24 protein-coding genes are annotated in these 20365 nt (G+C 62.9%); 21 read left to right on the top strand and 3 right to left on the bottom strand.

The window, feature by feature from the left end; all coding sequences use genetic code 11:
- Window positions 1–13: 13 nt before the first annotated feature.
- Genes QX108_RS15885 through QX108_RS15875 form a run of 3 tightly spaced genes read right to left on the bottom strand, consistent with a single transcriptional unit; the run spans window position 14 to window position 1562 of the window.
- Window positions 14–577 (bottom strand): antirestriction protein ArdA, encoded by a 564-nt coding sequence (locus QX108_RS15885; RefSeq protein WP_315786943.1) that lies wholly within the window; start codon window positions 575–577, stop codon window positions 14–16.
- Between the two features lie 16 nt (window positions 578–593).
- Window positions 594–827 (bottom strand): hypothetical protein, encoded by a 234-nt coding sequence (locus QX108_RS15880; protein WP_315786941.1) that lies wholly within the window; start codon window positions 825–827, stop codon window positions 594–596.
- 3 nt (window positions 828–830) lie between these two features.
- Entirely contained in the window at window positions 831–1562 is a 732-nt protein-coding gene (locus QX108_RS15875; protein ID WP_315786939.1) for a hypothetical protein, read from the bottom strand.
- A 723-nt stretch (window positions 1563–2285) separates the two neighbouring features.
- On the opposite strand from QX108_RS15875, the gene QX108_RS15870 reads away from it, so the two are divergent.
- Genes QX108_RS15870 through QX108_RS15770 form a run of 21 tightly spaced genes read left to right on the top strand, consistent with a single transcriptional unit; the run spans window position 2286 to window position 20338 of the window.
- Complete coding sequence (locus QX108_RS15870) at window positions 2286–2885, top strand: deoxynucleotide monophosphate kinase (protein ID WP_315786937.1); 600 nt, start codon at window positions 2286–2288, stop codon at window positions 2883–2885.
- Window positions 2886–2889: 4 nt separating this feature from the next.
- The gene (locus QX108_RS15865; RefSeq protein ID WP_315741039.1) at window positions 2890–3462 is read left to right on the top strand and encodes a terminase small subunit; all 573 of its coding nucleotides are present in this window, start codon (window positions 2890–2892) and stop codon (window positions 3460–3462) included.
- Window positions 3452–3637: a hypothetical protein gene (locus tag QX108_RS15860; protein WP_315741040.1), complete on the top strand. Its 186-nt coding sequence runs from the start codon at window positions 3452–3454 to the stop codon at window positions 3635–3637. The genes QX108_RS15865 and QX108_RS15860 overlap by 11 nt, the downstream gene beginning before the upstream one ends.
- A complete protein-coding gene (locus QX108_RS15855; protein WP_315786934.1) occupies window positions 3630–5594 on the top strand; it encodes a phage terminase large subunit family protein in 1965 nt (654 codons plus the stop codon). Before QX108_RS15860 ends, QX108_RS15855 begins: the two co-directional genes overlap by 8 nt.
- Window positions 5595–5602: 8 nt before the next feature.
- On the top strand, window positions 5603–5863 hold the full coding sequence (locus tag QX108_RS15850) for a hypothetical protein (protein ID WP_315786932.1): 261 nt from the start codon (window positions 5603–5605) through the stop codon (window positions 5861–5863).
- 52 nt (window positions 5864–5915) lie between these two features.
- Entirely contained in the window at window positions 5916–6122 is a 207-nt protein-coding gene (locus tag QX108_RS15845; RefSeq protein WP_315786930.1) for a hypothetical protein, read from the top strand.
- Window positions 6122–7738, top strand: a complete 1617-nt coding sequence (locus tag QX108_RS15840) for a phage portal protein (RefSeq protein WP_315786928.1) — start codon at window positions 6122–6124, stop codon at window positions 7736–7738. Before QX108_RS15845 ends, QX108_RS15840 begins: the two co-directional genes overlap by 1 nt.
- Window positions 7735–9051 (top strand): S49 family peptidase, encoded by a 1317-nt coding sequence (locus QX108_RS15835; protein ID WP_315786926.1) that lies wholly within the window; start codon window positions 7735–7737, stop codon window positions 9049–9051. The genes QX108_RS15840 and QX108_RS15835 overlap by 4 nt, the downstream gene beginning before the upstream one ends.
- Before the next feature lie 12 nt (window positions 9052–9063).
- Window positions 9064–9426, top strand: a complete 363-nt coding sequence (locus tag QX108_RS15830) for a head decoration protein (RefSeq protein ID WP_315786925.1) — start codon at window positions 9064–9066, stop codon at window positions 9424–9426.
- Window positions 9427–9465: 39 nt separating this feature from the next.
- Entirely contained in the window at window positions 9466–10524 is a 1059-nt protein-coding gene (locus tag QX108_RS15825) for a major capsid protein (RefSeq protein ID WP_315786923.1), read from the top strand.
- A gap of 3 nt (window positions 10525–10527) precedes the next feature.
- Window positions 10528–10968: a hypothetical protein gene (locus QX108_RS15820; RefSeq protein ID WP_315786921.1), complete on the top strand. Its 441-nt coding sequence runs from the start codon at window positions 10528–10530 to the stop codon at window positions 10966–10968.
- Complete coding sequence (locus tag QX108_RS15815) at window positions 10968–11321, top strand: head-tail joining protein (RefSeq protein WP_315741049.1); 354 nt, start codon at window positions 10968–10970, stop codon at window positions 11319–11321. Before QX108_RS15820 ends, QX108_RS15815 begins: the two co-directional genes overlap by 1 nt.
- Before the next feature lies 1 nt (window position 11322).
- The gene (locus QX108_RS15810) at window positions 11323–11850 is read left to right on the top strand and encodes a hypothetical protein (protein ID WP_315786919.1); all 528 of its coding nucleotides are present in this window, start codon (window positions 11323–11325) and stop codon (window positions 11848–11850) included.
- 1 nt (window position 11851) lies between these two features.
- Window positions 11852–12649 carry a hypothetical protein gene (locus QX108_RS15805; RefSeq protein ID WP_315786917.1) on the top strand — a complete coding sequence of 266 codons (798 nt, stop codon included), beginning with the start codon at window positions 11852–11854 and terminating at the stop codon, window positions 12647–12649.
- Window positions 12650–12703: 54 nt separating this feature from the next.
- Window positions 12704–13117, top strand: a complete 414-nt coding sequence (locus tag QX108_RS15800; RefSeq protein ID WP_315741052.1) for a phage baseplate protein — start codon at window positions 12704–12706, stop codon at window positions 13115–13117.
- Window positions 13117–13977, top strand: coding sequence for a baseplate J/gp47 family protein (locus QX108_RS15795; protein ID WP_315786914.1), 861 nt, complete (start codon window positions 13117–13119; stop codon window positions 13975–13977). The genes QX108_RS15800 and QX108_RS15795 overlap by 1 nt, the downstream gene beginning before the upstream one ends.
- Window positions 13977–14822 (top strand): hypothetical protein, encoded by an 846-nt coding sequence (locus QX108_RS15790; RefSeq protein ID WP_315786912.1) that lies wholly within the window; start codon window positions 13977–13979, stop codon window positions 14820–14822. The genes QX108_RS15795 and QX108_RS15790 overlap by 1 nt, the downstream gene beginning before the upstream one ends.
- Entirely contained in the window at window positions 14806–15504 is a 699-nt protein-coding gene (locus tag QX108_RS15785) for a hypothetical protein (protein WP_315786909.1), read from the top strand. The genes QX108_RS15790 and QX108_RS15785 overlap by 17 nt, the downstream gene beginning before the upstream one ends.
- Window positions 15504–18722, top strand: coding sequence for a DUF4815 domain-containing protein (locus QX108_RS15780; RefSeq protein WP_315786906.1), 3219 nt, complete (start codon window positions 15504–15506; stop codon window positions 18720–18722). The genes QX108_RS15785 and QX108_RS15780 overlap by 1 nt, the downstream gene beginning before the upstream one ends.
- A gap of 3 nt (window positions 18723–18725) precedes the next feature.
- On the top strand, window positions 18726–19916 hold the full coding sequence (locus QX108_RS15775; RefSeq protein ID WP_315786904.1) for a hypothetical protein: 1191 nt from the start codon (window positions 18726–18728) through the stop codon (window positions 19914–19916).
- On the top strand, window positions 19916–20338 hold the full coding sequence (locus QX108_RS15770; RefSeq protein ID WP_315786901.1) for a hypothetical protein: 423 nt from the start codon (window positions 19916–19918) through the stop codon (window positions 20336–20338). Before QX108_RS15775 ends, QX108_RS15770 begins: the two co-directional genes overlap by 1 nt.
- Window positions 20339–20365: the final 27 nt, after the last annotated feature.

Below are 20365 nucleotides of genomic sequence, written 5' to 3'. Positions count from 1 at the left end.
TCCGCGCTCCTAATTAGTGATTCCAGAAAACATAAAGAGAGTAATCATCGGCATGTCGGATGCCGCTGAAATCGCCGCTAACCTCAAGGTCGTGTCCGATGCCTGCCCAATCGATGCGGCCTTGCAGCCAATCGGGAATGCCGCTTAGGTCGTGACACTCCGGAATGAACTCTTCAGCGAATGACTGCCAAGAGTCGTATTTCCCCCGGTAGTTGTCCGATATGAAGCTTTCCGCGTCGCTTGCGTTCGCGTCGCTCATTGCCTCGCGAAGAACGGCAAGCGGAATGTCGTGTTCTTCGGCAACTTCATTGATTGCGAAGATTTCCGCGATTTCGGCGAGTCCCGTGTATTCCTCTAACTTGCCGAATCCCTCATGATCATGAATCGCCCATTCTTCAGCGCTCGGAACAAATTCGCCTGTTTCGGGATGCTTCACTTTGACGTTAGGGAAAGGCGAGGCGCGCAACATGGCGTTAATCGCGTCCTGCATTGCGTCGATATCGTCCGACGCATCAACCCAAACGCCATGCAAGCGGCCGTTGTTATAGGAGGCGAGGCAAGCGGCATAAAATCGCATTGGTGGAGTCCTTAGTTCAAAAAATCGGGCGGGATTGATCGGGCGAAACCTCGCAAGAGACGACGCGAAACACCGCGAGTCCCTTGCCGTGTAGTTCGGCGATTTTTGCGCGTGTCAGCTTGCAGGCGAGGCGCGCGCGATCGGTTGCGCGCTCGCATGCCTTTTCCGCGTTGGCTGCAAAATGCGTAATGTGCCAGTCTGTGCCCGTGGAAAGACGGCGGACCGTGACGTTAAAGCGAGTGCTAGGCATGGCTTAGGACTCCCATGCCGCATGTGAGCCGAACGCGTCGAAAATGTCAGCGCGCTCTTGCCGGGCTTGCCCGATGCTTTCGAGCAAATCAGCAACCGCACCGCGCAACGCCTTACACGTTGCGGGACCAAACGAGCGCATACGGGGCTTTAGTTCTGCGATCAAAGCGAGGCATTGCTTACGCTCGCCGCTGATATGGTCCGCCAATTCGTCGAAACGAGCGCGCGCGCTAGTAACGCGCTGATAGTCGCGTTCGGCAGAGGCGTAACGGTCCGCCAAATGGTCCGCCCAAATCGCGGCCGTGGTTTCGTCTTCTGTGGACTCAAACGACACAATGGCGGGGCCATTGTTGTACGGGTCCGCGATGCCAGCCACTAGCAGCGCGCGGCCGTTGCGCGAGGGCAGGCGGAACACAACACCGCGCGCCTTTTCGCCCATGCCTTCGTCATCAAGAAACCATCCCGTATGGCGGACCGAACGCGGCGCGATGTTGTCAGCGAAGCCGACAAAGCGGAGTCCGTATTGGTCGGGAGTCTCAATCCAGCGGCAGAAATCCCCGCCAACCTTGAAAGGCGCGCCAATGGTCGCGGCGGGGATGAAAGAGGGATAGCCAATTCCCCATGCCTTGCCGCTGGCGACATTGGCGCGCGCCCAATGCAGCGCGAAGCCGCAATCACGGGTCGGATAAGCGAGGCGCATTCTGCGGTATTCGTTCAAGAGCGCTGAATCGAGCATTTGGCTTTCGTCCGTTTGCTTGGCGGGATTGTCCCGTCGCTGTCCGTCATAGGCCACACAATGCGGCGGACCGTCAAACGGATTTAAGGGACAAAAACGGCCGCCGCCGGCCTTTGACCGGATTGCGAGGGCAAGCGCACCCATAAAACGAGGGTGAGAGCCAAAAGAACGTATACTTATCAGTGGGATAGCTATGGTTTTGTGCGCGTTTAGCGCCTCGCGATCTTTGGCGCGCTAGCGTCGCGCTTCGCTGTCGCCGTAATGAGCTAAGCCATTGGGATAACGCCATAATCTGGCGTCTAGCGGCGGCGTTTCAATGGCCCAATTGGCGACGACCCGCAACCGCTGGTAGCGGCGATTTCATCCCTTCTTACGTCCAAACAGCATCGTTATCCTATTTGGTCATTGCTCAGAAGAATATTATGCTTTTGTGCGGTGCAATAAGGGTATTTGGGTCCTCCCAGGGCGCCCCCCAGGGCGGGTGACGCGCGACCTCGACACATTTCTAGGTGCGAATTTTCAAGAGGCGGTTGTTGTTCCTGGGACACCCCTTTTCGGAGAGCCTACTTGCGCGTGTGCCGAATAGGTATTCTTGCGAGTTTGCGGCGGATAAAATGCAAAACGGTCCGTTGGGCAATGTGTAATGCTCGAAGGATACCGAAGTAACCTCGAAAGAAACGATCCGGTGGGAGACCGTATGGCCCCAACGGAGCAATCGAGCGAATGATCATCGTCGGCATCAAGGGGCTGATCGGGTCCGGTAAGACCACGGTGGCTCGGTATCTAATCGAGCACCACGGCTTCGTGCGTGGCCGGTTCGCTGGCGCGCTGAAGGAGATGCTGCGCGCCTATCTGGCCTACCGGGGTTGCGACCACCGGACCACCGAGCGCCTGGTTGAGGGTGATCTGAAGGAAACGCGCACCGATTGGCTCGGGGGCAAGTCGCCCCGCGAGGCGATGGAGTGGCTGGGCGGCTCGGGTCGCGACTACATGGGCGAAGACTTCTGGATCGATACAGAGGCCGACAAGCTTCTGTTCGAGAGCCCCACGCGTGTCGTGGTCGAGGATGTCCGCCACGCCAACGAGGGCGTTTGGATCGGCCATCAAGGCGGCATGGTTCTGGAGGTGATCCGTCCAGGCCAAATGCCGCAAGATCACCGCACCGAGCGCGCCCAGGCCGACGTTAAGTCGGACCGCTGCGTGTTGAACTATGACGGCGATCTCGCCTCGACCTTTCGCCAGATCGATATCGTGGTCCGCGACCTGATCGCCAAAAACGTCGAGCCCGGCTTGCCACCGATGCAGTTGCAGCCGGTGCGGTAGCGCCATGGGCACAATCGTTAACCGCCAAGAGCTGGCGGACATCCTGGGCTACTCGCTTCCGACCATCAGCTCATGGACGGAGGACGGCATGCCGGTGAAGTCGCAGGGCAGCCGTGGAAAGCAGTTTGAGTATGACACCGCCGAGTGCGTGAAGTGGCTTCTCGCGCGAGCGCGCGGCGAGGCGAAGGCCAAGACAGCCGCGACCGTGAACGATGGCGGCGACGACATCACCATGGACAAGGCGCGGCTCCGCAACGAGATCGCGAAAGCGAAGCTATCCGAGTTGGAGTTGGCCCAAGAGATGGGTCTTGTCCGGCCGATCGACATGGTCGTGAAGGTGCTGAGCAACGAGATCGCGAACGCGCGGGCTCGCTTGCTCGGCATCCCGTCGAAGCTACGGCCTGCGATCCAGCTTGAAGTTGGCTCGCCCGAAGGGACGAAGACGCTCGTGAACGAAGTCGAGCGCCTGATCCTCGAAGCCCTCAACGAAATTAAGTCCTACGCCGACGCGCCGATCGAGGAAGAGCCGCATGCCGAGCCCCAGGACGAACCGGAAGTGACCGCAGATGGCGAGTAGCGAGTTCAAACCTTCTTGGATGCGGTGGCCGCCGAACAGTTGCGAGGTGTGCACCGGCTGGGAAAAGCAGGACGACTGGATCGGAGTCTGCAAGCGCGCGGAGTCGATCCATTGCGGCGAGCGCACGGACGCGCGCCAGCGTTGCTTTGAATACAAGCGCAAGCCCGATGCCTGAAGCTATCGCCGTCCTGGCCGAGTATGGAGCCGATCCCGCGTATGAGACGCGGCTTCGCGCCCAGGTGCGCCAGATCATTGCACAAAGCTTCAGTCCGCCGCCGGACCTAACCGTTTCGGAATGGGCGGACGAATACCGCGTGCTCTCGCCGGAGGCTTCATCGGAGCCGGGCAAATGGTCCACGGCACGAGTCGAGCCGTCGCGCGGCATCATGGACGCCTTCGCCGATCCTGAGACCGAGATCATCACTTGCATGGTCGCGGCTCAGACGGTGAAGACGGAAGTGATCAACAACGTCGCGGGTTATCACGTCCACCTAGATCCTTGCCCGATGCTTATCCTGCAACCGACGTTGCAGATGGCAGAGGCATACTCGAAGGATCGTCTCGCGCCGATGATCCGCGACACGCCCGAGCTCGCCGCGAAGCTCGGCAACGCTGCGCGCGACTCCGAAGACACGATCCTCCACAAGAAGTATGCGGGCGGCCATATCACGATGGCGGGTGCAAACTCGCCCGCGTCGCTCGCGTCGCGTCCGATCCGCATACTGCTCTGCGACGAAGTCGATCGCTATGAGGCGAGCGCTGGTAAAGAAGGCGATCCCGTCTCGCTGGCGATCGAGCGCACCACGACGTTCTGGAATCGCAAGATCGCGCTGGTCTCGACGCCGACGATCAAGGGCGCGTCGCGTATCGAGGCGTCCTATGAGGAGAGCGATCAGCGGCGCTTCTTCGTGCCGTGCCCGGAATGCGGCCACATGCAGCATTTGCAGTGGAAGCAAGTTCGCTGGCCGGACGGCAAGCCGATGGAGGCGCGCTATCACTGCGAATACATGGACCCTGAGACCGGCGAGCTTTGCGACCGCGCCTGGAGCGAGGCCGAGCGGCTGAAAGCGATCTCGCGCGGCGTCTGGATTGCGACGCGCCCGGAGGTGAAGGGGCACGCGGGTTTCCATCTCAACCGTATCGCCTCACCGTGGCGTGCCCTGGGCGAGATGGCGCGCGACTTCGTGCTCGTGCGCAAGCACCCGGAGCGGTTGAAGACCTGGGTCAACACCCGGCTTGCCGAGACTTGGGAGGAGCGCGGCGAGCGTGCGAACCCGGACAGCATCTATGGCCGCCGCGAGGAGTATGATGCTGCTGTCGTCCTTCCGTTCGGCGTCGGCACGATCACCGCGTCGGTCGATATTCAGGACGACCGGGCCGAGATCGAGTGGTGTGGATGGGGGGCAGACGACGAGTCATGGTCACTCGACTACAAGGTGCACTACGGAGTGCCGAACACGCCAGGATTTTGGGAGGTCATCGATAATGCCTTGCTGCGGACTTTCCAGCACCCAGCGGGCGTTGAGATGCGGGTCGAGGCTTCGTGTATTGACTCGGGCGGACACTTCACCCAGCACGTCTATAACTTCGTTCGTACTCGCATGGGGAGGCGCGTGTACGCTATCAAAGGCATGGCTGGTCCCGGTCGGCCGATCTGGCCGGTAAAGGGCACCGTCAACAAAGCGAAGAACGTGACCATTTTCGTCCTGGGCGTCGATCAGGCGAAAGACATGCACTACAAGCGCCTGGAAATTCAGGAGCCGGGGCCTGGATACTGCCATTTCCCGATCGCCGAGCACTATGACAAGAAGTATTTCGACGGGTTGACTGCTGAAAAGGCTATTCTGAAGACCGACAAGAAGGGTTTTACCGTCAAGGAATGGCACAAGGTTCAACAGCGCAACGAGCCGCTGGACCTGCGCGTCTACAACATCGCCGCACGGCTCTCGCTTGGCATCAATATGGAGCGTCGCATGATGGCGCTCCGCGCTGCGGCGGCCCACGTCCTGAATGCTGCCCCTGTGCAGTCAAAGGGCGTCCGGGAGGAGGAGCCGCGCCAGTCTCGGGAAGAAGTAGCAGCGCGCAGCCACGCACCCAGGCGGCGCATCCGCAGCCGTGGTGTGCAGTCGTGAGGAGCGACATGACCGGCGATGATATTCGGAAGGCTCGCGTGGAGCTGGGCCGCATGTGGAAAGCGGGCGGCGGCCCGCTTACCGCGCAAGAGCTTGTGCGCGCGCTCGGCTTGTCGGAGCGGCACGGCACCGACCACGTCTACAATATGGAGAAGGGCAAGACTGCTGTCTCGGGCACGATCAAGATGCTATTGCGCGTGTATCTGGCAGGTGCCGTGCCGCCAGACGATGTCGATATCTTCGATCCCAAGCGACCGCGCTCGCGCTAACGGATACCGGAACGATCTCTTTCGATGAGGCCACGTCCCTTAGCTTCGGGACATGGCAAAGAGCGTCGAAGAGCAGCTTGAAGAGACCCTAAACTCGATCAGCACGGTTGAGTCGAACGGTCAGCGCTACACGGTCAAGGATCGTGAGCTTTGGCGCGCCGATCTGCGGCAGCTCGATCAACGCGCGCAGCGTCTCGAAAAGCAGGCAGCTCGCCAGAAGGCAGGCGGCATCAAGATGCAGCGGGTGATCCCGCTGTGATGAAGCTCGCCGCACCCACGTTTACCGACCGCCTTCTGGCGAGCGTCGCACCGGCCTACGCCACGCGGCGCTATCAGACACGGATCGCCTTGAACCTTGCAGGCCAGTACGCCGGTGCGCGGAGCAACCGGGCGGCCCTGAAGGCGTGGCGTCCGCACGGCGGCTCGGCAGATGGCGACTCGATCGGCGATCTCCCCGCGCTTCGCAGCCGTTCGCGTGACCTCAACCGCAACAATCCGATCGCCACCGGCGCGCGCTCGACCTCGCGTGCGAACATCGTCGGCTCGGGGCTCCGCGCCCGCTCGAAGATCAAGCACGATCTGCTCGGGCTCAGCCCGGATGCGGCCGATAAGTGGGAGCGCAAGACCGAGACCCTGTTCGACCTATGGGCTCAGTCCAAGCTCTGCGACATCTCGCTCGCGCAGAACTTTTACGAACTTCAGTCGCTGGTCTTCAACAGCGTGTTCGAGTCGGGCGACACGTTCGTTTTGCGGCGGACGCCAAAGCGCCCCAACGCAATCGTGCCTCTCGCGCTCAACGTGGTCGAGGCCGACCGCGTCGCGACCCCAACCGATAAGCAGGGCGATTACTACGTGCGCGACGGCGTCAGGATTGACGACGACGGCGCGCCGGTGAGCTACTACGTTCTCGACGACCATCCGGGCGACAACCCGAACTATACGATCACCAACTATCGCGAGATTCCCGCCTTCGGGGCGAAGTCTGGCGAGCAGATGGTGTTGCACATCTTCGAGCGCCTTCGCCCTGGCCTGCATCGTGGGATTCCGCAGCTCGCGCCGGTCATCGAGCTTCTGAAGCAGCTCGACCGCTTCACCGACGCCGAGCTGATGAAGGCGGTCGTGTCGTCGTTCTTCACGGTCTTCCTGAAGACCGATGGGGACGACGGCCTGGCACCCGCCGTTGCGCCTGGGCAGCATCCAACCAGCGCCGACTTCTTCGGCCCTGGCGAAGTCACGATGGGGCCGGGCACGGTCGTTGACATCGGCACCAACGAGAGCATCGAGACCGCTCAGCCCGCCAACACCGCCAACTTCGATCCGTTCTTCACGTCCGTCGTGCGGCAGATCGGCGTCGCACTCTCGATCCCGTTCGAAATGCTCATGCTGCATTTCACGGCGAGCTACAGCGCTTCGCGTGCGGCCCTGGAAATGGCCGCCATGTTCTTCCGCGACCGCCGGACGTGGCTTGTCCGCAACTTCTGCGAACCCGTTTACGAGTGGTTCATGACCGACGCGATCAACGCCGGTCTGATCACCGCGCCCGGCTTCTTCGAGGACCCGGTCAAGCGCGCGGCGTGGCTCGGTGCGCAGTGGATCGGCCCGGCTCGGATCATCCTCGACCCGCTCAAGGAATGGAAGGCCGAGACCGAAGCCGTGAACCTCGGTGCTCGCACCGTCGAAGCCGTCATCATCGAGCGCGGCGGCGACGACTTCGAGCAGACCACCGCGCAACGGGCCAAGGAACACGCAGCTCGGGCCGCCGCGAAGCTCGAACCCGAAATCCTCGCGCCGTCCGGCATGGGCTCGCAAGTCAAGGAAGACGTGAGCGAGCAGCCGACCGACGAACCGAAGAAGCCGAAGAAGGCCGATAAATGACCATCAACGTCCGCAATCCGCTGATCTTCGATGCTGCGCTGACCGCCAATTGGGCGATCGACGAAGCAGCACTGCGTCAAATGATGGAGATCGCTGCGCGGCAAGATCGCCTCGATCCGCAGATGCTCGAAGCCTACCGCGCGCAAGAGCTGGCGCGTGCCGAGCGCGCGACGGTTCGCGACGGTGTCGCGATCATCGACGTGACCGGCCCGCTGTTCAAGCGCGCGAATCTGATGACGACTTTCTGCGGCGCGACCGCATACGAGACCGTCCGGCGCGATCTTCAGACCGCGATGGACAATGCCTCGGTGCGCGCGATCCTGCTCAACATCCATTCACCCGGAGGCGAGGCGGCGGGCGTTGCGGAGCTTGCCAGCGCGATCCACGACATCAGGGGCCGCAAGCCCATCGTGGCCTACGCAGGCGATCAGGCGGCCTCCGCAGCGCTTTGGACGGCCGTTGCGGCAGACGAGTTCTTCGTCGGGCCGACCGCGAGCGTTGGATCGCTGGGCGTCGTCTCGGGCTACAGGGACACGTCCGGCCAGGACGCCGCGCGCGGCATCAAGACCTATGAGTTCGTGTCGTCGCAGTCCCCATACAAGCGCGTCGATCTCAACACCAAGGAAGGCCGCGACCGCGTCCAGGCGCGTGTGGACTCCATGGCTGCCGTGTTCGTCGAGACGGTCGCGAAGTATCGCGGCAAGAGCGTCGATCACGTCCTCGAACATTTCGGCCAGGGCGATGTCCTGATTGGTCAGGCGGCTGTTTCCGCCGGAATGGCCGATGGCATCGCAACGTTCGAACAGGTTCTCGCGAGCCTCGCTCGCGGCGATAGCCCGAAGGCATCCTTCGGATTCAACCCGGCCGCCACCGGCCAAATGGAGAGTGAGACTATGGACAAGACCCCTGAGCAGTTGGCGGCCGAAGCTGAAGCCGCCGCCGCTGCGGCTGCCGCCGCTGCTTCGGCAGCCACCACGCAGACTGCCGCAACCACGACTGTCGAGACAGTGGACGCGGCTGCCGAAGCACGCGCTGCCGAGCGCAAGCGCGTGACCGACATCATGGGTCTCACGCTGCCGGGGTACGAGGCCGAAGCCGCGAGGGCTATCGAAACGGGCTCTTCGGCTCATGAGTTTTCGGCGATCATCGTGGCCGCTGAAAAGGCCAAGCGCACCACGCGCGCCGCTGACATCAAGGAAGACACCAAGGCGAATGCCGACGTGTCGCCCGCCGGTGCCACCGAGTCCGCGACGGGCGACGATGCCGCCGTCAACGCAATTCTCGCGTCCTTCAAGGCCGCGACCGCTAACTAAGGAGCCGCAACAGTGGCGAAGTATCAGGACGAAGGCACGTTCATCCAGAAGACCTGGGCGCTCGGTCATTGGCGCGCCCGCAAGGTCACCATCCCGGCCGGTGCGGGTGTGCTCGCGGAAGCGACCGTGCTCGGCAAGATCACCGCCAACGGCAAGTACATCAAATCGCTGAAGGCAGCTACCGATGGCTCCGAAGTGCCGGATGCGATCCTGTCCGAAGGGGTCGATGCGACCACGAAGGATGTCGAAACCATCGTGTTCATCGCCGGTGAGTTCGATCAGGACGCGCTCGTGCTGGGCGCAGGCCACACCCTCGGATCGATCGATGCGGTCTTCCGCACGAAGTCGATCTGGCTCGTGAAGCCGATGGGCTAACCGAGACTCCAACTAAGCATCTCAACGGGAAGCCCCACTATGGACCTCTTTTCGACTACCGCCCTCAACCGCGTTGTGGAGGAGCTGCCGCTTTCGGCGTTCTTCTTCCTCAACACCTTCTTCACCACCGTCGAGACCTCCGACACGGAGGATGTCAAGTTCGACAAGGTGAAGGGTCGGCGTCTGATCACGCCGCTGGTCTCGCCGATCGTGGCTGGCAAGGTGATCCGCGAGCAGGGCTACAAGACTGCCTCGATCGCCCCGGCCTACGTCAAGGACAAGCGCGTCTTCGATCCGAACAAGCAGTTCAAGCGCCGCGCCGGTGAGAAGATCGGCGGCAGCCTCACGCCCGAACAGCGTCTGCAAGCCTCGATCGCCTTCGCGCTGTCGGAACAGCTCGATATGTGGACGCGTCGCCAGGATATCATGGCCGCCGAAGTGCTCCGCACCGGCAAGCTGATTCTCGAAGGCGACGACTATCCCCGCGAGGAGGTGGACTTCGGCCGCGCCGCCGGAGCAACCGTCGTCCTCACCGGCAACGATCGGTGGAGCAACGCGGCGGTGAACCCGCTCGACGACATCGAGCAGTGGGGTCAGGACATCTTCATCGAGTCCGGCCTGACCTGCCGTGACGTGATCATGGCCGCCGACGTGTGGAAGGTCATCCGCGCGAAGATGGCCGCGCCGGACACCGACGCTGTCGGCAAGGCGATGCGTCTTCAGATCGACAACACCAAGGAAACCATTTCGGCGGCGCGTGCCGAGCTGGGTCCGATCCTGATCACCCCCGGCATCCGGCTTGTCGCGGTGTTCGGCGACTACCGCCTGTGGGTGCACTCCGACAAGTACATCGACCCGCTCGATGGCCTGGAGAAGGACGTGCTTCCGGCCGGTGAGATCGTGATGGCCTCGCGTGAGATCGAGGGCGTCCGGCACTACGGCGCGATCCGGGACCTGAAGGCGGGCATTCAGCCGCGCGCCTTCTTCGTGAAGTCCTGGGAGGAGGAGGACCCGAGCGTCCGCTACATCCTGGGTCAGTCGGCCCCGCTGATCGCGCCGTACCGCGTGAACGGCACGCTCGGCGCGAAGGTGCTCTAAGCCATGCCGCTCTATGAGGGTTTGGTGACGATCAAGCGCGGGGGGATTTACCATCCCCCCGGCACGATCCACGACTTCAGCGAGCTTGACGCGAAGGCTCTCGGGCCGTCCCGCGTCCGGCTTGCGCCGGAACAGGACGCCGCCGAACCGGCGACCGTCGCCGACGTTGCCAGCGACCTTCCTGGCGCCGAGACCGCCGGTGGTGCCCCCGGCGACGCGCCGTCCGCCGTTGATGCCCCTCCCACTCAACAGGCGGACGGCGCGAGCAATCGCGTGGCCGAGATCATGCACGCGCTCGATCTGCTCGACGAGAAGAAGGACTTTTGGAAGTCCGGCGCTCGCGCGGGCAAGCCGAAGCAGAAGGCGGTCGAGGACATCGTCGGCTTTGGCATCTCGGACGCTGACATCGACGCAGCGCTGGCGTTGCGCGACGCGGGCGTCTGATGCCCGTCGAGACCGACAACGATCTGCTCATCTTCCTCAACCCCGGCGAGTTCGGGGTTGAGGCGATGTATGTCTCGCGCGCCAACGGTGCCGAGCCGAAGCCGATCCCCGGTCTCTTCGACGACGAAGGAAGCAACTGGAACCCGAACCGCTGGAGCGGAACGGAGTTCCAGGCGCAGATGGGCGCGAGCATCACGTCCACCGGCCCGACGTTCCTGTGTCGCACGTCCGATCTGCTCAGGGGCGGCCGGAAAGGCGAGGCCCTGACCATCAAGGATCAGGAATATCGGATCGAGGACAAGCGGCCGGATGGCACCGGCATGACGCTGCTGTTGCTCATGGCAAACGACTGACATGGCGCATCCCCGCAAGCTCATTCGCGTGTCGTTCGTTGACCGGCTGAAGAACAGTCTGCCAGACGGCAGCTTCCGCACGCGTGCTCAATCGCGTGTCTACAAAAGCCGCCTTGCGCCAATCAGCGAAGAAGAGCTGAAAGAGGACGGGCCTGCCATCCTTGTTTATGCGCGCATGGAGGAGACGGGCAAACCGCAAGATTACGGCGTGGAGGGCGACGCCACCCATGTCGAGCGTAATCTCACGCTTGTCACCGAAGCGATGTTGCTCGCCGGGAGCGAGGTGGACGACGCGCTCGACGATATGGCCGAAGAGATCGAAGCGGCGATCGACGGCTTCATGATCCCAGGTTTCGAGTCGGCGCAGATCAGGCTCATTGAGTCCGACATCGACGTGGTGACCGAGCAGGTGAAGCGCCCGATCGGCGCGATCGGTCTCGTCTGGAACATCAAGTATCGCACCAACTGGCGCGCTCGGGCGAGCGCCAACGACCCGGACGCGCTCGAAGCGTTCCTGCGCGGGGAGTGATATGGTCAAGTTCCTGCGCGATCCCGCGTACACCGGCGGCGTCTCGGACCCGGAAGCGACGGACATCGACCGTCGCGCCCAGGACGTGGTGAAGTTCGGGCGCGTGAAGGAGGTGGACTACAAGCGGAGCCCGCCTTCCTACCGGATCGAGATCGGCGACGAGAACGACGAAGACAACTACATCCTGACCGATTGGCTTCCGGCGACCGGAGGTCGCGCGAAGGGCGACCGCGAAACGCATTATCTCGAAAAGGGCGAGAAGGTCGCGCTCTTGGCCGAAGGCGGTGAGCTTGCGACCGCCTATGTCATGCCCGCCGGGCAGTACACCGAGCAGGAGGACGAGAAGGAGACGACGGACAAGGCGGGGGTCTGGCGCAAGATTTTCCAGAAGCCAAAGAGCAACGACGGGCAGGGCGGTGAAGGCGGTGAGGGCGGCCAAGATGGCGGCGGGGACGGCCAGGAAGGCGAAGATAGCGAAATCCTCGGCGAAATCTCCTATGACCGCAACACTGGCGATTGGCTGATCAAGGGCATCGAAGACAAGGGATCGATCACTCTCGAAGGCTCGGGCTGCAAGATCGTCATGAAGGATGGCACGATCACGCTGAAGGCGAAGAACGTCGTGGTCGAGGCTGACGACAAGTTCGAGTCCAAGACAGAGCAGTCGCTGCACACGGCCACCGCCTTCAAGACCATCGGCAAGACTTACCTCGGACTTGAGGACAAGAACGATATGCCGGAAGACAAGGTTGTCACCGAAGCCGGACCGGCGAAGCAGACCTTCGCAAAGGTCGGCTAGTAGGCGATCGGAACGGACTGTCGAGCAGTGCGCCGACGCGTCACGGTGCGCTTCATGGCGACGATCAATCTCACCACGGGCGAGAAGTTGGAAGGCATCGACGATGTCTGGCAATCGATTGCGACCATTCTCGGGACCACCATCGGATCGCTCGTGATGGCCCGTGACTTCGGCTCGAAGATGCCGCGCCTTGTGGATCGTGCCGTGTCTCAGGTGACGGTCATCGAGTTCTATGCGGCCGTGCCAGACGCCATCAATCGCATCAACCCCGAAGCGCTCATGGCTGAAGAGCCGCGCTTTCGCATCATTCAAATGACGCTCTCCGATATGACGGACCAAGGCAACGCGACGTTCGACATCGACGGCATCTATTACCCGCGTGGTCACCTTGGCGACTACTCGGAAGCGCGCGACGCTCAGGGCCGCGTCGTGGTCGCGAACAATGTCATCGTGGGGAGCTACGTGTAATGGACGCTCCGCTCCCGAATATCCCGTTGCCCGTCATCGAGCGCGAGCCCGAGTTCGAGACGCTGTTCAACAGCCGCCTCGCTCAACTACGCGGCCTGCTCGCCGATGTTGGTTTCGATTGGGACACGTACATGCTGCGGTCCGATCCACTCAACCGCTTCTGCCGTCACGCAGCTTATGGCGATCTGCTCATGGTCTCGGCCATGAACGACACCTTCCGCGCCACGCTGACCGACTTCGCCCAGGGCGCGGATTTGATTGCACTGGCCTCCGATTGGAACCTCACGCGGGCCGATGGCGAGGCGCTTGAAGACCTGCGCCGCCGCCTTCGTGAGACCAAAAAGGGGCAGGGAGGCTTCACCGACAACTGGTATAAGCGCTATGCGTTCGCCTCCGATCCGCTGCGCGTCGATGACGTTGGCGTTGCAGGCGATGCTAAAGGTGGCGTGGTCGTCTCCATCCTCTCGAAGGATAACGGCGGCGTGGCGAGCGATGATCTGCTCGCGACGGTGAGCGCTGCGCTCAATCAGCCGGGCGTTCGTGGGGACAACGATCATATCACCGTCGGCCGCGCGGTGATCCGCACGGTCAACGTCGAGGCCGACATTTGGCTTCTGCCGGAAGCCACGATGGACACGACCATGGCCGCATCACAAGCGGCGCTGGTCGCCGAGTTCGCGGCCGAGCGTCGCTTGGGCTGGGACTTCACGTCCGACTTCGCGATTGCCGCGCTGCGGACGATCGGCGTGAAGCGTGTGTCGCTGGTCTCGCCAGCGCCCAACAGCGTCGTTGTGACCGCGTCCAACGAGGCGGTAGCGCTCGGCACCATCAAGCTCAATTTCATGGGTCGGGCATACTGATGACCGATCTTGTCGATCTCGCGCCGCGCAACTCCACGCCGCTCGATCTGGCCGCTATTCGGACGGCCGACGCACGCTCTCGGTATGCGGCGATCATTCAAGAGATCGCGGATATTCGCTATCGCGACGTGATCCCGGACGACGTGCTGCCGTGGCTGCTGCGCCATTGGGGGCTCGAAGACGCGGCTGCGTTCATGGACGATCACCAACGCCTCTACAAGGAGGGCAAGCGTTGGCAGACCGTCCGTGGCCGTCTGGAGGCGTTCCAGACCATCTTCGAGTGGCTTGCCCTCAATGGCGTGCATGAACGGGGCACGCATGCCGACGTTCGCTTTGGGCTGTTCCAGATCGGCCTATACGGCGAGCCCGAGCTGAAGACGCTCCTCAACCTGATCGGTCTTGCAGACCTCTCCAAGGGCGCTGCAAGCGTCCTGGGACGCGTTTATGGCGGCTATGACATCCGCCCGATGCGGCTCGACATGATGCCCCTCGACGGTGCGCTGCTCGACGATTGGTCCGGCGTCTATCTGGAGGGCATCGCGCCGAAGCTTTCGTTCGGTCGCCAGCACGGCGAGGAGATCGACTTTGGAGCGCACATCTCGGGCAGCTCGGACGGCCTGGTCTCCGGGACCGCGCGCTTCGAAGAGGGCTTCGTTCTCGACCGCTCGCAGCTCGACGGCGAAGTCCTCGAACCGTCCGTTGTCTCGATCCAGGCGGCGCTGTCCGGCGAGACGATCAATCTCGCCGACACTGTCTTCATGCCGTGGCCCAGCGCCCGTTGGGGCCAGTCTTGGAACTTTGAACCCTTCATCATTTACGGAGGCCCTGATGGCACTTCTGGTTAATAGCGGTCGCGCCGGTCTGGCCGCCGCCCTCAAAGCTCGCCCGATGTTCTTCGCCTGGGGACGCGGGGCGTCGTGGTGGGGTGCGACCGACGTGAAAAACAAGACCTTCGCGGGCTCGCCCGAGAAGTTCACGCTCGATCACGCGCCCGTTGCCTCGGTCGTGGTGAACAACGCAGGCAGTGCTCAGACCTATCAATCGCCCGCTGACTACCTGTTCGATCCGAACAGCGGTGTTGTGACGCGCGTCAACGGCGGCGCGATCCCCTCGGGAGCGACCGTCCAAGCGCAGGCCGTCTACGGCACGCCGTCCCTGAGCGCGAGCGACGTTGCCCTGACCGGCGAGATCGGACGCCGCGCTGCCTCTGCGGTTGAGTTTGTTACGCCCGACCCGAACGGCAACCTCTACACGCCCGGCGGCGAGCGCTGGTCGGTGTCGAGCGCGGCGACGCGCTACCTGTATGTTGCGACGCAATTCGACTTCCTAGAAGCCGCGACGGAGACGATCCGCGAAGTCGGCATCTTCGTGGACAGTGTGCGCGCGCCTGGAGTGCCCGAAGGGCAACTGTACTTGACTCCCGAAGAAGTGGCCGAACCCGGATACTTGCTTCTGCTCGACCGCTTCGCCGGTATCCCTCGGTCCCCGAGTTCTCGGCAGGGCTTCTCTTACGTCTTGGTGATCTAATGGCAGATGCTCGCGACCAACTCCCGACCTACATCAACACCTTCGATCGGGCGAAGGGTTACCAGCGTCTTGCGGCTCACTATGACCGCTTCCTGACCAGCAACGAGATCAATGTCATTCAGGACATTGAGGCGAACCGCGTGAAGGGCATTGCGGATGCCTTCTGGCGCGACGGGTCGCTCGTGAGCGGCGGCGCGATCGTGCTCGGGCCGATCACCAACGGCACGGTCGAAGCTCGCTTGGCGGCAGCCAAGGTCTACATTCGCGGCGCTGTTCATGACATCGAAGCGCGCAACATCACGATCTCAGCCGTTGGCACAGTAGTCATCGGCATTCGCCTGCGTACCTTCACCGTGAGCTATGAGCAGGACCCGACGCTTAAGGGTATGGCTCCCGGCACGCGTGCTCAGGGCGAGCCGGGAGCGTCCGCGCTCGCCATGCTCGGACGTTGGGGCTATGAGGGCGACGGCGAGGAGGGCGACTTCTTCCCGATCTACACGATCAAGGACGGCACGATCGACACGCCGACCGAACCGGGCATGGACGATGCCTGGGCGAACCTGCTCGCGCGCTATGACCGGGAAGCGCACGGCGGCTATGTCGTTGAGGGGTTCAACGTCAAGGCGCTGGGCCTCGACGAAACCGGCAAGCAAGCCTTCACCATCTCGGAAGGCACGATCAACGTCTACGGCTACAAGCGCACTCGGCCTGCTTCTGCTCGCCTGCGCGTGACCGAAGAGCCCGAGATCATGCTGATCGACGACGAGCCTCACGCGGTCAATTCCGGCACGCAGACGATCAAGGTCCGGTTTGCCCCGATCGCGGCCGTGAGGGAAGTCACGATCATCGCCGAGAAGACTGTGACGCTCACGCACGGCACCTATACCGGCGTTTCGGACACGTTGCCCGATCCTACCGTGCTTTCGATCCGGCAAGTCAAGCAGGGCACGACCGTCTATGCGCCGACCGCCGACTACAAGCTGACGGGCGCGGCTGTTGACTGGTCGCCGAGCGGTGCGGAAGTCGCGCCGGGCTCCACCTATCAGGTCACGTATCGCTATCTGACCAATGCGGTTCCGACCAACGTGACGCGCGATTCGTTCGATATCACCGGCGCTGCCGACGACACCACGGCCTTCGTCAAGTATGACACGAAGCTGCCGCGCTATGACGCCATCGTGGTCGATCAGGCGGGTGCGATCTCTTACCTGAAGGGCATCAGCTCGCTCTACGCGCCGCAGCCTGCCACGGTCGCCCCGACGCTTCACAAGCTCGCCGATGTCTACAACAATTGGGGGCTTGTCCCGACTGTAAAACAGGTCGCGACGATCCGCATGCCATTTGCTGATCTGCGCAGCCTCGAAACGATGGTCGGCGATCTCTATGCGCTTGTCGCCGAAGAGCGGCTTCAGCGGGACGTAGACCGCAAGGAAGTGTCGTCGAAGCGCGGCGTGTTCGTCGATCCGCTGCTCGACGATGATATGCGGGACCAGGGCCTGCCGCAGACGGGCGCGATCTTCGGCGGCCTGCTGTGGTTGCCGGTGACGCCGACCGTCTCGATCATGCCGCTGTCAGCAACGACGCTTGCCTTTACCAGCGAGAACGTGTTCGAGCAGCGCCAGATCACGGGCGAGTCCAAGATCAACCCCTATGCGTCGTTCGCGCCGCCCCCGACCGATGTCACGCTCGATCCGTCCGTCGATCTGTGGACCGATACGCAGAACGTGTGGACCTCCGTGTTCACGTCTCGCGTGGCATGGCAGCGCACCGGCTTTGCGGCCGGGCCGCTGATCGGCACCTCGACCCAAACGACCGACCGCATCGTGAACAGTGTCACGACTGCGGAGGAGAACATCCGCCAGCGGTCGGTCGGCTTCACGATCCACAAGTGGGGTTTCAACGAAGTCCTGAAGAAGGTCACGTTCGACGATATCGACGTGACCCCGCCGAACGTGCGCGCTGATGGCAATGGGACCGTTGTCTCTGCGTTCCAAATCCCGGCTGGCGTGCCGGTCGGCGTGAAGCACGTCGCGTTCGAGGGCATGGGTGGCTCGAAGGCCGACGCGCTCTATACGGCCTATGGGTGGCTCACCACCATCAACAACGAGCGCACGGTCGTCACGACCTATTGGTACAGTGCCGACCCGCTCGCGCAGACCTTCCGCTTGAGCGAGCCGCGCCAAGCGCTCGGTGTCGATGTCAAGTTCACCAAGGTCGGCGACCGCAGCAAGCCGGTGCGCCTCCAGATTCGTGAAGTCGAGCTGGGAATCCCGACCGAGCGCGTTGTCGCCGAGTCCCTGATCGACATGAACGCCGTCACGGTCATCGATCCGCTCTCGGTCGCGCCGCGCGTCGAGTCCGATTGGACCTATGCGCCGTTCGCCCGGCCCGTGACGCTGCGCGAGGATCGCAGCTATGCGATCACGCTCCTCACCGACGACGCGACGCACTCGGTCGCTATCGCCGACCTGGGCGGCTTTGACCAGCTCAACGGCTGGGTGACCAGCAACGCGTTCCCGCTTGGCACATTCCTCGACGGCTCGGACTCGCGCACTTGGTTGCCGAAGCCGGGTCGGTCGTTGGGCTTCCGTCTGCGCTGCGCGAAGTATGCGCCGGCGGCGCGTTCTATCGAGGTTGGCACGGTCGATGTCGTGAACTGCTCGGACCTCATGCCGCTGATCGCGGCCGAGCGCCCTGAAGGGACGGCAATCGAAATCGAGTTCGAGGCCCCGGACGGTGCGAAGTACGTCACCGCCCCGGCGGTGAACATCCAACTTCCGGTCTCGATCACCGGCACGTTGAAGGTCCGCATGCGGATCACGGGCACGTCCAGCCTGTCGACTCTCATGCTGCCTTTCTTGCAAGTCGTTGCGGGATCGATCCAGCCGAACGGCGACTACATCACGCGCGCCTTTGAGGCCGGGACCGACTCGAAGATTCGTTTGATCCTAGACGTTTACCTGCCGGGCAACTCGACGTTCGAGGCCAAGATTCAGACGGGTGTCAACGCTGGGCTGCCGGTGTGGTCTGCCGCCAACGCGCTCACCTTAGAGAAGGCCACGCCGCTCGGGGATGGCTGGGAGGAGCGTCAGTATATGCTCGACCACGTCTCGATCTCGGCCTCGCGGGCTTACGTCAAGCTCGGTGGCGGCCCGGCGGCGCGCTCGAATGCTCGCAACATCCGCGCAGTCGCGGTCAAGTCCACCACGGGGGCCTAATAGATGACTGACGAGACCACGCAGCGGGGCTACCCGCTGCCGAACCCCGACAACATCGCGCGCGACGATGCAACCCGCATCCGCAACGCGATTGCGATGATCAGCGACGACGTGACTGAGCTTGAAGAGCGGAACGTCGTTGCGTCCGAGACGATCTTCGGCAGTGTCCGCCTCGCAACGGCGGCGGAAGCGAGTGCTGGCACGGCCACGAACCGGGTGCCGGTCGTTGCCAGGGTCGCGGCAATGATCTCGGCGGCGGTGAGCGTCGTGTCGGACGCGCTAGCTACACTCCAGGGGACGGTGAACTCGAACAAGACGGCAGCTGAGAACGCGGACACCACTCTTCAGACCAACATCAACAATCTGAGTTCGTCGGTCGCGACTGCTTTGGCGGGCAAGGTTGCTACCAGCTCAGTTGGGACTGGCGCGAACAAGATCGTGCAGTTCGATGCAAACGCGAAATATCCGGCGGCGGACGGGTCGCTGATCACAAACCTTGTGCGTTACGACGCAGCGCAGGGGCTCAGTGCAGCGCAGGCGCAAAACGCCCGGAACAACATCTTGGCCCTCGGCCGGAAGATGACCGTCACCATACTGTCGAGTGGCTCGGGCACGTTCTCCCCCTCGGCCGGAGCGGTTGCTTGGAGGGTGCGCGTCCAAGGCGCTGGTGGTGGCGGTGGGGGGAGCGCGAACTCCTCTGGCAACGGCGGTGCTGGCGGTGCTGGCGGAACCACGACCTTCGGCTCGATTACCTGTACCGGGGGCGCCGGTGGTGGGGGCAGCGGAGGCGGCTTGGTCAGTGGTGGCAGCGCATCGGGCGGCGACATCAATATCTCGGGAGCAAACGGTCCGGCATCGAACGGAGCCGGTGCCGGTGCGGTGGGAAACCCCTTCAGTCAACGGGCTGCGGCTTCGGTGTTCGGCGACGGCGCGGCGGGTGCATGGCCGAACGCTGGCGGCACTTCGCCTAACTGCGCTGGCGCAGGCGGCAGCGGTGGTGGCGGCTACGTCAGTGGTGGCTTCAGTGGCGGTGGGGGCGGTGCTGGAGGCTATGCCGAGAAGTGGATCGTGAACCCAACAGCCACGAGCTACGCGATCGGTGTTGGCGGGGGCGGGGGCAGCCCCGGATCGAACGGCTATGCAGGCGGTACGGGCGGAAACGGCTGCATCATCATTGAGGAGTACTACGGCTAATGTCTCGCTTTGCAATCATCGACACCGCGACAAAATCGGTCCTTACCGTCATCGAATACGATGAGCCGCCAAGCAATCCGCCGCCGGGCTTTTCTGAAGGAGTCATCGCCGTTCAAAACGAGGACGCTTCCGCGGATTGGACCTGGGACGGTCACACGCTCTCGGCACCGCCCGCCGCGCCTGCGCCGGTCTTCGTTCCTGCGTCTGCCAGCAAGCTCGGGCTCAAACGCGCGCTTGGTGAAATCGGGCGTTGGAACGAGGCGAAGGCGCTGATGGCTTCCAACGCGGGCGTGCAGGAAGAATGGGATTTGGCGATTGAGATCAAGCGTGCGGACCCGCTCGCGCAGATCATCATCGCTGCCATGAGCCTGAGCGAAGCCGACGTTGACGCGATACTAATTCGCGCCGCTGCACTCGTCTGAAAGGCTACTGGAACGGTCCCGACAACT

It is taken from the genome of Bradyrhizobium sp. SZCCHNR1002, assembly GCF_032381435.1.
GTDB classification, from domain to species: domain Bacteria; phylum Pseudomonadota; class Alphaproteobacteria; order Rhizobiales; family Xanthobacteraceae; genus Bradyrhizobium; species Bradyrhizobium aeschynomenes.
Note: the sequence above shows the minus strand (reverse complement) of the source record. Positions and strands in the feature narration are given on the sequence as shown.